The 12,611-nt window shown below is 38.2% G+C and carries 12 protein-coding genes; 5 read left to right on the top strand and 7 right to left on the bottom strand.

The features are described from left to right. Positions 1–8: 8 nt before the first annotated feature. Positions 9–866: an acyl-CoA thioesterase II gene (tesB, locus tag EU510_RS12350; RefSeq protein WP_149593750.1), complete on the bottom strand. Its 858-nt coding sequence runs from the start codon at positions 864–866 to the stop codon at positions 9–11. A gap of 77 nt (positions 867–943) precedes the next feature. Here tesB and EU510_RS12345 point away from each other — a divergent pair, with 77 nt between their 5' ends. Continuing rightward, positions 944–1,402, top strand: coding sequence for an EVE domain-containing protein (locus tag EU510_RS12345; RefSeq protein ID WP_149593749.1), 459 nt, complete (start codon positions 944–946; stop codon positions 1,400–1,402). 74 nt (positions 1,403–1,476) lie between these two features. Continuing rightward, the gene (locus EU510_RS12340) at positions 1,477–2,511 is read left to right on the top strand and encodes a cytosolic protein (RefSeq protein ID WP_149593748.1); all 1,035 of its coding nucleotides are present in this window, start codon (positions 1,477–1,479) and stop codon (positions 2,509–2,511) included. A 35-nt stretch (positions 2,512–2,546) separates the two neighbouring features. Here the strand turns inward: EU510_RS12340 and EU510_RS12335 are convergent, their stop codons facing one another. Beyond that, positions 2,547–2,744, bottom strand: coding sequence for a PLDc N-terminal domain-containing protein (locus EU510_RS12335; protein ID WP_002957905.1), 198 nt, complete (start codon positions 2,742–2,744; stop codon positions 2,547–2,549). Beyond that, positions 2,744–3,811 carry a potassium channel family protein gene (locus EU510_RS12330; RefSeq protein WP_149593747.1) on the bottom strand — a complete coding sequence of 356 codons (1,068 nt, stop codon included), beginning with the start codon at positions 3,809–3,811 and terminating at the stop codon, positions 2,744–2,746. The genes EU510_RS12335 and EU510_RS12330 overlap by 1 nt, the downstream gene beginning before the upstream one ends. Positions 3,812–3,980: 169 nt before the next feature. Between EU510_RS12330 and EU510_RS12325 the strand changes: the two genes are divergently transcribed. After that, positions 3,981–5,294, top strand: a complete 1,314-nt coding sequence (locus EU510_RS12325; protein ID WP_149593746.1) for a short-chain fatty acid transporter — start codon at positions 3,981–3,983, stop codon at positions 5,292–5,294. A 100-nt stretch (positions 5,295–5,394) separates the two neighbouring features. Here EU510_RS12325 and EU510_RS20095 read toward each other — a convergent pair whose 3' ends face one another. From EU510_RS20095 to EU510_RS12315, 3 genes are all read right to left on the bottom strand, one after another. Continuing rightward, the gene (locus tag EU510_RS20095) at positions 5,395–5,835 is read right to left on the bottom strand and encodes a CPBP family intramembrane glutamic endopeptidase (protein WP_262501227.1); all 441 of its coding nucleotides are present in this window, start codon (positions 5,833–5,835) and stop codon (positions 5,395–5,397) included. Then, the gene (locus tag EU510_RS20090; protein ID WP_262501226.1) at positions 5,817–6,107 is read right to left on the bottom strand and encodes a hypothetical protein; all 291 of its coding nucleotides are present in this window, start codon (positions 6,105–6,107) and stop codon (positions 5,817–5,819) included. The genes EU510_RS20095 and EU510_RS20090 overlap by 19 nt, the downstream gene beginning before the upstream one ends. 291 nt (positions 6,108–6,398) lie before the next feature. Then, on the bottom strand, positions 6,399–7,415 hold the full coding sequence (locus EU510_RS12315) for a metalloprotease (RefSeq protein WP_149593745.1): 1,017 nt from the start codon (positions 7,413–7,415) through the stop codon (positions 6,399–6,401). A 166-nt stretch (positions 7,416–7,581) separates the two neighbouring features. On the opposite strand from EU510_RS12315, the gene EU510_RS12310 reads away from it, so the two are divergent. Further along, on the top strand, positions 7,582–8,793 hold the full coding sequence (locus EU510_RS12310; protein ID WP_149593744.1) for an EAL domain-containing protein: 1,212 nt from the start codon (positions 7,582–7,584) through the stop codon (positions 8,791–8,793). Positions 8,794–8,825: 32 nt separating this feature from the next. On the opposite strand, the gene EU510_RS12305 is transcribed toward EU510_RS12310, so the two are convergent. Then, positions 8,826–9,902: a hemolysin family protein gene (locus EU510_RS12305; RefSeq protein WP_149593743.1), complete on the bottom strand. Its 1,077-nt coding sequence runs from the start codon at positions 9,900–9,902 to the stop codon at positions 8,826–8,828. Between the two features lie 84 nt (positions 9,903–9,986). On the opposite strand from EU510_RS12305, the gene EU510_RS12300 reads away from it, so the two are divergent. Next, complete coding sequence (locus tag EU510_RS12300) at positions 9,987–12,482, top strand: alpha/beta hydrolase family protein (protein ID WP_149593742.1); 2,496 nt, start codon at positions 9,987–9,989, stop codon at positions 12,480–12,482. The last annotated feature ends 129 nt before the right edge of the window (positions 12,483–12,611 follow it).

Raw genomic sequence — 12,611 nt, 5'->3', positions numbered from 1 at the left:
AAAGGGGATTAGCGCTGACGCATAACCCCTTCTTGCATTGTTGAGGCAACCAAGTTGCCTTGGCGATCAAAAAACTGCCCGCGTACCAAACCACACCCATTACTCGCACTTGGACTATCAATTGAATACAAAATCCAATCATCCATTCTAAATGGACGATGAAACCACATTGCATGATCAATAGTAGCTACTTGCATATTTGGCTGCATAAACGATACACCATGAGGTTGTAATGCAGTTGGTAAAAACTCAAAGTCAGACGCATACGCTAATAAGTAATTGTGGATACGCTGATCGTCTGGCATTTCACCATTAGCTTTAAACCAAATATGCTTTACCGGCTCCATAACTTCTGGTTTAAACGGGTTATGAAAAGTAACCGGTCGCATTTCAATCGGCATTTCACGCGTAAACTTATTACGGATGACTTCAGGGATATGTGAAGCGTTATCTTGATAAAACTCAAGTGATGAACGCAGGTCTTCAGGTGCTGGTACATCAGGCATTGTTGCTTGATGCGACAAACCATTTTCTTCCCCCTGAAACGACGCTGTCATATAAAAAATAGGCTTACCGTACTGAATCGCTTTTACTCGGCGAGTACTAAAGCTCTTTCCATCGCGAATAGTTTCTACATCATAAACAATGGGTTTAGCTGGATCGCCTGGGCGTAAAAAGTAAGAATGTAATGAATGAACTATTCGCCCCTCAGGTAGAGTTTCTTTGGCAGCAGAAAGTGCCTGCCCCATAACCTGACCGCCAAATACAGCACCAAAGCCTAAGTCTTGGCTTTGCCCACGGTACAAACCTTGCTCAATTTCTTCAAGTGTTAACAACGACAACAAATCATCTAATACTTGGCTCATTATTTCTTCCTCAATCCCCAGATAAGTTAATGATACTATAGACTACAACTATGTAAATCTTTGTTAGGAGTACTGCTATGGCTTACTGGCTTTTTAAAACCGAACCCGATGCCTTTTCGATTGATGATTTAAAAAACGCACCAAAACAAACTACCCTCTGGGAAGGCGTTCGTAATTACCAAGCACGAAACTTTATGCGTGATGACGTTAAAGTCGGTGACTCAGTCATGATTTATCATTCAAGCTGTAAACACGTAGGCGCGGCAGGTATTGCTGAAGTGACACACAATGCCTACCCAGACCCTACGCAGTTTGATTTAAGCAGTGATTATTACGATGCTAAGGCCACCAGCGACAAACCACGCTGGGTTGTTGTTGAAGTTACTTATCAAAGCCACTTAAACAAACTGGTTAGCCTAAAGGATATTAAAGCGAATAATAATATTACTGAAATCGCACTTAAAAAAGGTGGGCGATTATCAATTATGCCCGTCACTAAAAATGATTGGGATGAAATAATTAAAATGGCGCAGTAGCAACTCTTTCCTTCTGTTTGACCTAATTTCACTGAGTTTGATATGATCCGCGCCGACTTATAGCTGGAGGATTAATGAAATTACTGTATTGGTTAGATGAATGGTTAACTCTCCCGCGAGATGAGCAACAGACCCAACTGCCTATGTCGGGGAGTGATTTACTCGGCGATGTATTTGTTAAGTATGAATTTGTTGACGTTAATAAGCCCCTGCTTTTTACTTTTTCTCCTGCTGGTACTAATGTGCAAGAACAAGATCTCAATCCTGATTTTGCACCTTGGGGTTATCATCTAGCTCAAAAACAAAACGTAAATGTTATCGCTTTTCAGCATTTGGGTAAGAGTAATTGGTTTCGTAATCGAAATTTAATATTCTTTCTCGAGCAATTATCAACATTACTTACGCCGTTTAATTGTCGGTTAGGTTATGGCTTAAGCCGTGGCGGATTTGCTGTTGGTGCTTTTGCTAAATTATTAAAGCTAAACCAAGTGCTATTCTTTCATCCGGTAAGTACTAAAAATAAAGAGTTAGTACCATGGGATGACCGTTCTAGTACCGATATAGCTCAGCAGTTTAACTGGCAACAGGATTATCACGATCTAGATTTAGGTGATGCCCAAGGGTATATTATTTACGATCCGACTAATCGCATAGACCGCATGCACGCTAAGCGCTATAAGCAGCTAACTCACTTACGGGTATTTGGTATGGGACATGGCACACATGCCACATATTTGAATAAGTTTGGATTTTATAAGCAAGTAGCCGTCGATTTTATTCAGCACCAGCAAATTGATATTGCGCAATTTCGTCTGCAAACTAAAACCTTACGCTTTAAAGAGGATTATTACAAAAGCCTCAATAAAGCGAATGTAAACTCAGCTCACCGTCAAACACTATTAAGCAAAGCTCATAATATTTTGATTGATGAAAAAGAAGTTCACGTACAGGAACATCAGGCAAAAATTGATATTCAGCCATTAATCGATGTTGCCCTTAAGCATCAAGATGAGCATCCTGATGATGCCATTCAGTTATTAGAAGTTGCCCAACAACTTGTACCTGACGATCCTTTAATTGAGCATAAAATTAAGCAACTAGAAGAGTAATTACGCTAGTAAAACGACTGTAAAGGCCAACTACTCTATTTGGCTTTTTTCTTTTTGTGCCCATACTTGGGCACAATGGCAAAGTACATCATTAATCCTAACCAAGAAAATATAATTATTCCCATTAGCCAGCCATTTTTTTCATGACCCTGTGTACGCTTACTGTTGAGTACAATAACAACAGGTAATATATAAGCACTTAAAACAACAATTAAAAATACAACTTCATTCATTATTTTTCTAGACTCGACCAGTCAACTTCACTACTTAATACTCGATCTACCGATATATAGTGCAAAATATCGCCTTCACTTACTTTGTAATCTAATGGTGGATTTAAATCCATATTTTGCGCACTTAAATTATGAGCTACACCCAACAGTATTGCATCATGTTCAAGCTTAAAATGATGAAACAAAGTACCAAACTCCATATCTTTGCAGCCATTTGGTACTTTCAAGCTAAATTGTGTATCGCCGTGCAAAGTAGATAGCAGCTCCTCTTGCACCCGGCTCGAACCTGGATCTTGCATTGAGCGTACGAGTATCTCAGCTGATTTTGCACTACTACACTCTACATTTTGGCAATGCTCTAGCATCATCTCAACTTTGGTTTCATCTAAAAAGTGAGCGCTTATATGGCAATCGTCTTTTACTAAGCGACTAATACGCAGTGCTGTGGTAAATGTTTGGTCATCATCTTGACCATCTATAATCACTTTGTCAGCACGGCGAATAGCAACACGCTCTAACTCCCCTAAGTTTGTAAAACTAGTTAAACGTGCAAAATCAACGCTTTCGTTAGCTAAAAAAGGATGATCCATTTGCTCTGTTACCGCGAGTAAAATACGACGTTCGGTTCGTTTCGTATCTGCCAAAATGTAATCAATCATCTTTTTTGTACGAGTATCATGCCAACCAAAAATAATAATATGGTTGTTACTGTGGGCAAAGTTTTTATCACCAGTCATAGCGCGCCTAATTAAATAAGTAACAGTTTGTCCTGCTTTTCCTAGCAAAACACCAAATAAAGCTAAACCAAATGGAATTTGTATTAATGCCACCACCCAACGACCAAGATCAGTAGTTGGACTAAAATCACCATACCCCACTGTTGATGTTGTTACTGTGTAATAGTAAAAAAAGGTAGTAAGCGAGGTTAACGCTTCCTCGTTTGCTATAAACAATAATCCCCATGTTAATAGCATATGAGTCAAAATAGCTAATGCCACTGCTTGCCAACTCAACTGATCTATATGAGCACGAAGAAGTAAAGCTAGCCTTTTAAATATTACCGGCATAATACAAAGTCTTTGTTATTAAGTTATCTATAAACAGTACGTTACTGTAAGCGCTGCTTTTAAGCAATGTTTAAGCTTTTAACCGTTAATATAAGACTAAATGCTGTTTGCCAATAGTGATTTTTCATGATTAATTAACGTTAAAATAATAACCAAAACAGTTGTATTTATGCTTAATAAAATAGCCGCGCCTTTTACTAAACTTGTAGAGCGCTACCTTCCCGATCCCTTTATATTTGTGATTTTACTTACAATAATTACTCTTATCAGTGCAAGCTTATTTACCACCGCAACCAGTATTGAAGTACTCCAAGCATGGGGTGGTGGGTTTTGGAACTTATTAAGCTTTGCCATGCAAATGCTACTGGTGTTAGTTACAGGCTACATGTTGGCAAGTACGCCACCTATAAGTAAGTTATTAGAAAAACTAGCAACATTTGCAAGCACCGCACCTAAAGCAATTATATTAGTAACGCTTATTTCGCTTTTAGCGAGTTGGTTAAATTGGGGATTTGGCTTAGTTATTGGTGCCCTTTTTGCCAAAGCAATTGCTAAAAATACGCATGTTGATTATCGATTATTAGTAGCCAGCGCTTACTCGGGTTTTGTTGTATGGCATGGCGGGTTAGCAGGTTCGATTCCTTTAACTATCGCAACCGAAGGTCACTTTTCAGAGGCCAGCATTGGTATTATTAGTACAGAGCACACTTTATTTGCGGGTTTTAACATAGCCATATTAGTAGGCTTATTCATTATTATGCCGCTCGTTAATCGCTATATGCTGCCAAGCAAGCAAGAAAGCATATATATCGACTCAACTCTTTTACAAGAGACAACACCTAAGCCCACAACAATAACCAGACCCGCCCAACATTTGGAACAAAGTAAACTACTCGGTATGGCAATTGGCTCATTAGGTTTGGCATATTTAGGTTATTACTTTTTTATTGCTGGCGGAAACTTAAACCTTAATAGCGTTATTGCCGTGTTTTTGTTTTTAGCTATTACACTGCATCAAACACCCCATAATTTACTTAATAGCCTGCAACAAGCAATTCCAAGTGGTGCGGGTATTGTTATTCAGTTTCCGTTTTATGCTGGCATTATGGCGGTGATGGTCGATACAGGGTTAGCACAACAGATATCACGTGGCTTTATTGCCGTTGCAGATGCTGATAGCTTGCCATTCTTTAGCTTTATAAGTGCAGGACTCGTTAATATGTTTGTGCCCTCAGGCGGCGGGCAATGGGCAGTACAAGCACCTATTGTTATACCTGCAGCACAAGAGCTAGGTGCCGATATATCACGTGTTGCTATGGCTGTTGCGTGGGGCGATGCGTGGACCAATTTAATTCAGCCTTTTTGGGCATTACCCGTATTGGCTATAGCGGGCTTAAAAGCAAAAGATATTATGGGATTTTGTGTTGTGCAGTTATTTGTAACAGGGGCGTTCATTGCATTAATGCTAAATTTTTATCCGTAGTATTTTGGTAATAAATACGCGCGATTTTATATCGCGCTTGCTAGCTGCAAACCAAAAGAACTAAGCAAGAAAATAAAGTTAACTGGTAAGTCATTTAATATCAAAAAATAATGTCACCTAGTACTAATAAATTACAGATCATGTGAGCGATAATGCAATACCACAAGTTACCCGATAGATGACGAAGTAGTCCCATCAAGCAAGAAAATACAAACACAGAAATAAAAATTTCAACTTGATCATACTGCCCATGTATCAATGTAAACACAATACTTGGGATAATAATTGCGCCAATAGCTCCCAAGGCGGTTTTTTTCAGCCTATAGAATGCCACTCCTCGAAAAACTACTTCCTCATATATAGGCCCAATAAATACTACTGCTAAAAGCAGCAAAATTTTATCTAAAAGCGAGTTTGTTTGTGCTTTAATTTCTAACGTAAAGTCTGGCACGGCGACTTCCATAAAACCAAAAAAACCTTGTTCCAGTAAAACGTAAGCCGCTGTTAATAGTACTGTAATGATTAAAGGAAAAAGAGCCATTTTTTTATTGCTAAGCGCCCAATAACGTCGCTTTTATTTTGCGCATCAAGAGTAGACTTTAAAAATGGCAGGGTAAGTACAGCAATGAGGAAGGTAGATATAAAAAGGTAAATAGGATTGGATTTGAATACTAGTGATCCACCATCCAATAAAGAAAGGATCTCGTTTGAGGATATTGGGAGCACCAGTAAAAAAAAGGCCAACCAATAAAGCGTGAACAATAAATATTCCCCTGTGCTTTGATTTACTTGTTGTTTTATCGAATCATCCATAATTTTATCAGCTCACTGCTTATTGTTATTTTTCATACTGAGGGATAATACCTTATCAATTACCCCACTAAGAAACAAACCAAAACTAACATTTTGCTATCGCCACACAAGCTAAAATAAACACAGTTAATTTTATTCAGAATGGTTGGGCAAGCGTAATTGCCCCTGTTAAACGCCCACTTTACTGAGCGACAGCTTCCTTTCTAAACAACAAATGCATAAAAACCTTAAAAGCAACGTACAAAAAACAGCATGGTGAGCGAGCTTTGAGCTACCATGCTGTTATTATTGCTAGCTCGATAAAATAGTCATCGGCAGGCTCAATATTGGATTTTCTGAATCGGCAAAATGCATCATTACGGCTACATGCCCAGCGACGACAATGGCGTACATAACCGCTGAAAAGCCTTGACCATATTTATCTAGCGGCATTAAATGTGAGTAGTGACGGCCTCGCCATTCAAATACAATTTCCAGCGCACCTACAAACAAAAAGAACACCAGCAACATTAAGCCAAATGTGTAGCTCAGCCATAAGCCAAACAGTACACCGAGTAAACATACACTTAAACCAATCCATGAACGCATTGAAAAACTGATACTTTTTAATACATGCCCGCCATCAAGTGGCAAAATTGGTAACAAGTTAAATAAATTTAATAACGCACTAAGAACCGCCACACCTGCAAATATTTCCATTTCGGTGGCGTAATATAAAACGACACCCAACACCGAGGTAATTAAACCAAACGCAGGCCCCATTAGTGATATAACGACATCTTGCCAACGAGTCGTTATTTTATCGTCACTTACAGCAAGCCCTCCAACAAACGGAATTAAGTAAATACCTTTGGTTTTTATGCCAAAGTATTTCATTGCTCGCACATGGCCGTACTCGTGTACGACTAAGCAACCAATGAGCATTAGTGCAAATTCAATACTAAATAACCACGCATAGCCTGCAACAGAAGCCCCCGCAAGCACTACTTTAATTACCTTAGCACTTTTAAAAAGCTTAAAACCTAATGCAGCCAGACCTAAAAAGCCTTTTTTAGGTGACCCATTTTTAGGTGCTGGTAGCGCAAGTTGTGTTGCAAATTGATCATCTACAAAAAGCGAAATGCTTTGCTCCTCCGCTGTCTCTGTATCGATACCTATTTTTTTGTTGTCATAAGTAAACTGATAGTAGTTTTCACGAGGGTTATCAAAGGTAATGGCTTGTTGTCCATGAAACACTTGCACAATTTTTTGCCCAGACACCATAAGCGAAAATGGTTGCTCGGCTAGGGTAAGATCTATTCTTATCATAATTAAGACCGTTTAAAACAATGGCGCTAGTATACCTAATCAGCTTAAAAACACGAGGGAAGGTGCTAGGTAACTATTTTCAAAATAAAAGCATTTGATACTGACAAAATAAAAAAACACTACTACTTTTATAGTAACTCCAAGCGATACATTGAAAGGGATAACAGTGAAGAAGATAGTGCCTAATATTTTAGTTGTTGACGATTCAAAAGCAATTTTGATCGTTATGGAAGCTATACTTAACGAATTGGGTATGTCTAACACTATAACTACGTGCCTGAATGCAAAAGAAGCGCTTGAAAAAGTTAAAGAGGATATCAACTACTTTGATGCTATTTTTACTGATCTCAATATGCCCGAAATGGACGGCATGGAATTAATCCGCCACTTAGGAGAGTTACATTATCAAGGCGGTATAATAATTGTTTCTGAAATGGACCATAAAGTTATTAGCTTAGCTGCCAATCTCGCGAAACAACATAACGCTCACCTTATTGGTAATATTCCAAAGCCAGTTCAACTGTCTCAGGTTAGTAGGTTACTTATTAAAGTGGCGCAATTAAACAGCCACACTTTATTAAAAGAGCCAGTCATTTCAAAAGATGAGCTTATTGATGCATTAAAAAACGATGAAATAACGCCTTTTTACCAACCAAAAATAAACGCGGATAACAATAAAATTGAAAGCGTTGAAGTGTTAGCGCGTATTTTATCAAGTAAAGACGACAATATTATTTTACCTTGCCGTTTTATAAATACTGCCGAACAACACAACTTAATTAATCAAATTACATTTTCTCTTTTTGAAAAAGCTACCAGCGAATTCAAAAATATGACAGCACAACTAGGTCATGATTTTAAAATGGCCTTTAATTTATCGCCAACCCAGCTTGACGATCTAAACTGCCCTAATAAATTACTACTTATTTTAGAATTAAACCAACTCACGCCTAGTAATATAATTATAGAAATAACAGAACAACATGCACTCTCAAGCCTCATGCAATTAGAAACACTAAATAGATTAAGAATGCATGGCTTTGGTTTATCGCTAGATGACTTTGGTGTTGGTTTTACTAATATGGATCAGCTTAGAAACCTTCCTTTTACTGAAATTAAAATAGACCGTTCACTCATTAGCCATATAGAAACAGATTTATTTTCTCAAGTGGTTGTAAGTTCGTTATTTAATATTACGAGTAAAGATAATTTAGATTTAGTGGCGGAAGGCGTTGAACGCCCAGAAGAGCTCGATTATTTAAGGCACTATAGAAGAAACCTAGCCATACAAGGTTTTTTATTTAGTCGCCCTAAACCACAAGACGAATTTATATCTTGGGCTAAAGATTGGCTAAAAACTGATGGCAGCCCCGCTTAAAGCGGTACTAATATTTACTCGGGGCCTGTTAGCTAATTATCACCCCGAGTGTGTTTATCTTCCTCACTGACTATATGCGCACTACTTGCTAAGCGTTTGTGCCAACGCTGCTTAGCTACTGCGCGCATATTAGTAGATTGGTCACGCTCATCTACAATTTCTAACCCCATTAAAGCTTCAATCATATCCTCTAGCGTTACAATTCCTTGTACGTCACCGTACTCATCAACAACTAAGCATATATGCGTGCGCTTTGTTAAAAGAGTTTGCAGTAATGACGATACATTCTGAGAGGTTGGCACCGTATAAATAGGCTTAATCAATTTGCTAATTTTGTAATCGGTGCCTAAGCGGTGAAATGCCAGCATAATATCGTTTTTATGCACAAACCCAACGATATCATCGGCATCTTTATCAAATACCAACACTCTAGAAAACGATGACGATCCATGTTCATTTAAATACTGATTAACTGTTAAATCTTTATGGATTTTGAAAATAACAGTTCGCGGCGTCATTAAGTCACATAATTTTGCATGCTTAAAATGCAACAAATTACGGATAATATCAGATTCATCTTGATGTAATGCTCCCGACTCCGTGCCTATATCTGCCATTGCCTCTATCTCTTGACGAATATAATAAGCCTCATCGTGCTTTGGACCCATTAAATTTGTTAGCTTTTGAGCAAACCATACAAAAGGCTTTAGCGATATAACTAAAAACCGTAAAGCGTAAGTAACACTTGGGGTTAAAGCTCGCCAGTAATTAGCCCCCAAGGTTTTAGGTATAATTTCAGAAAGAATTAATACGAGAAATGTCATAATAGCTGATGCAATACCTACAGCCGCATCGGAAAAAACGACAGCCGCTTGTGCGCCAACTCCCGCTGCACCTGCAGTATGGGCAACTGTATTTAAAGTTAAAATAGCAGCTAAAGGCTGATCTATATTGTTTTTAAGCTTTTCGAGCTGTTTAGCAAGCTCAGGGTGTTTTTTTCTAAGTGATGCAACATAACTGGGCGAAATACTTAATAACACAGCCTCCATCACAGAACATAAAAACGAAATAATAATCGCCACTACCATATAAACTATCAGTAAAGTCACTTTCTCTCCTCTATATTGGTTATGTGAGCATGGTAACAATACATGCTATATTTGGCCAAACTTCCAATAATAATAGGCATAATAATGAAATTTAGCGCACCATGGTGTCATCAAAATAAGCTATTTAAGTACGCAGCAGCTTTTTTAACGCTTAGCAGCTTAAGCTTTGCTGCAATAGCTGCACCATTGGATAAATCAAAAATTCAGTTTATCGGCCCACTTGCCGAAGACATGCAGTTAAAGCCTTTTCAGACACCTCATGGTAGTGCGATTATTAACAACCTATTGCCGCAACTACAAGCAGACAAAGATAGTTTTTCTGTATTTGGGAAAAAACAAAACTGGCAGCCATTTAATAAAATCAATGCGCTCACTTTAGGTGGGTTACAGGCATTAAAGTTTGATATTGAAACAACCCGCTTTACCCAGGGTACGCTTACCTTAAAAGGGATTGAGCAAGGTCAGTTATTTATTAATGGCGAACTACAAACAGGCGATAAAAATAGCTATAAGTTAGCTTTAAATAACAGTACTCACACTGCTTTAGTAGTAGCCCAGCAAGTAGCTAATTGGCACGATGTAACGCTTGATTTTGCACCTAAAAGCGACATTGATAAAATTACGCTCAGCACTTTACAAACAAAACGTTTATCTGCAAAACAACTATTTGATGCCCCTACAATTAGCCAATTATCACTCGCACCTAATGCCAAGCAGTACGTTACAACCACTCGTACTTATAGTGATAAAACACAAAATCAAGCAAATACAGTTACTGTTCTTAAAGATTCAGACAATCAAACGCTTTATCGCTTTGAAGCAGGCCAACCAAGTAACATTATTTGGAGTCCAGATAACCAATATTTAGTGTACTTGTTAAATGGTGAGCTTAAACAACTTAACCGTAAAAACCTCTCAATAAAAACATTAGCAAACGATTTAGAAGGAGCTAATGGCTTTACCTTTTATAACGACAGTAGTCTTTTGTTTAGCTGGTCTAAATCACCTGAGAGTACCGATAGCTTAACTAAGCATTATAAAGGTCTGCAAGATCGCTGGTCTTATGCACGTTCCATCAGCCAAATTTATATGCTTGATACTAAAAGTGGTTTAACAAAAGCACTTAGCCAAGGCCCTCTTTCTTACAGCCTTGAAGATTCAAATAGTAACCGTGGCAAAGTATTAATGAGCCGCCCAGTAATGGCAATGCAGGCATCAACTCACCCAGAAACAGAGTTAGTTGAACTCGATTTAAAATCAAATAAGTTTTCATCGCTTGGTAAATTCAAAACATTTAATTTAGCTAAATACGCAAATAAAGATATTTATGTAGTTGCAGGCCCCGACTTTAAAAATGGCGCAGGCAGAGCACTACCAAAAGCAATGCTTGCTAATAACTACGACGGGCAACTTTACCTACTTACTGAAAGCGGTAAAAACGTAAAAGCACTCAGTAAACAGTTCGATTCTGCTATTGGCCAACTGCACGTTTTAGAAAACGGCGATGCGCTCATTAAAGTAACAGAGCAAGACACTCAACCACTTTATCTATTTGATTTAAGTAAGCAGCGCTTTAAAAAGTTAAATACGGGATTGGATATTGTTGAACAATTTAGTTACTCACACGACCGTAATACCGAAATTTTATTAAGTGGCACTAACGCTTTAGCACCACAACAACTAAAGCGCCTGAACGTAAGTAAAAATAAAACAGATTTAATATGGGATTCAAAACCAAGTAGTTATGCAAATACACGACTCCCTACATTAGAAGAGTTTAATTTTAAAAATAAACATGGGGTTGAAATAACTGGCCGTGTTTACATTCCTAGCAATTTAGACAAGACTAAAAAGCACCCAGCGCTCGTTTATTACTACGGCGGTACTTCACCAGTTACACGTGGTTTTACAGGTCGTTATCCGTTTAACTTATGGGCAGAAAATGGCTACGTTGTTTATATAGTGCAACCTACTGGCGCAACAGGGTTTGGACAACAGTTTTCAGCGCAGCATGTTAATGCCTGGGGCGACTATACCGCAGACGATATTATCGAAGGCACGCAAGCCTTTTTAAATAAATACAACTATGTTGATAGTAAAAAAGTAGGTAACTTAGGGGCATCGTACGGTGGCTTCATGACCATGTTATTGGCAACTAAAACCGATATATTTAGTGCTTCAATAGCTCATGCGGGTATTTCTAATATTACCTCGTATTGGGGTGAAGGTTGGTGGGGTTATTTATATTCTGGCGAAGCATCAAAAAATAGCTTCCCATGGAATAACCCTGAGCTTTACAGCCAACATAGCCCTGTGTTTCATGCCGACAAAGTAACAACACCTATGCTACTTCTTCATGGTGATAGCGATACCAATGTACCTGTTGGCGAAAGCTTAACAATGTACACTGCGCTTAAACTGCTTAATAAGGACGTAGAGTTGATAGAATACAAAGGCGCCGACCATCAAATTTTTGCACGCGATAAACGATTTGATTGGTGGAACACCATGCTCGCATACTTTGATAAAAAGCTAAAAAACGAGCCTCAATGGTGGGACTCAATGTATAAAAATGACTGAGCCTGAATCTTTAAAATAACGACTTAATAAAGATTTATTAATAGTAGAATTAATTATTTAGCACCTTTTAATTAGTTTAAAGGTGCTAACCTCATCCTCTAATAACGTCTTATACACCTTTGAAATATT

The organism is Pseudoalteromonas sp. FUC4 (assembly GCF_008370255.1).
Taxonomy (GTDB): domain Bacteria; phylum Pseudomonadota; class Gammaproteobacteria; order Enterobacterales; family Alteromonadaceae; genus Pseudoalteromonas.
The sequence above is the reverse complement of the archived record's forward strand: the minus strand, read 5'-3'. Positions and strand labels throughout refer to the sequence as shown.

Coding starts and splice junctions, on each gene's coding strand:
- EU510_RS12335 (WP_002957905.1), bottom strand. CDS start 2,744: ATGAATGAAGTTGTATTTTTAATTGTTGTTTTAAGTGCTTATATATTA.
- EU510_RS12315 (WP_149593745.1), bottom strand. CDS start 7,415: ATGATAAGAATAGATCTTACCCTAGCCGAGCAACCATTTTCGCTTATG.
- EU510_RS12325 (WP_149593746.1), top strand. CDS start 3,981: ATGCTTAATAAAATAGCCGCGCCTTTTACTAAACTTGTAGAGCGCTAC.
- EU510_RS12330 (WP_149593747.1), bottom strand. CDS start 3,811: ATGCCGGTAATATTTAAAAGGCTAGCTTTACTTCTTCGTGCTCATATA.
- EU510_RS20090 (WP_262501226.1), bottom strand. CDS start 6,107: ATGGATGATTCGATAAAACAACAAGTAAATCAAAGCACAGGGGAATAT.
- EU510_RS12340 (WP_149593748.1), top strand. CDS start 1,477: ATGAAATTACTGTATTGGTTAGATGAATGGTTAACTCTCCCGCGAGAT.
- EU510_RS20095 (WP_262501227.1), bottom strand. CDS start 5,835: ATGGCTCTTTTTCCTTTAATCATTACAGTACTATTAACAGCGGCTTAC.
- EU510_RS12300 (WP_149593742.1), top strand. CDS start 9,987: ATGAAATTTAGCGCACCATGGTGTCATCAAAATAAGCTATTTAAGTAC.
- EU510_RS12345 (WP_149593749.1), top strand. CDS start 944: ATGGCTTACTGGCTTTTTAAAACCGAACCCGATGCCTTTTCGATTGAT.
- tesB (WP_149593750.1), bottom strand. CDS start 866: ATGAGCCAAGTATTAGATGATTTGTTGTCGTTGTTAACACTTGAAGAA.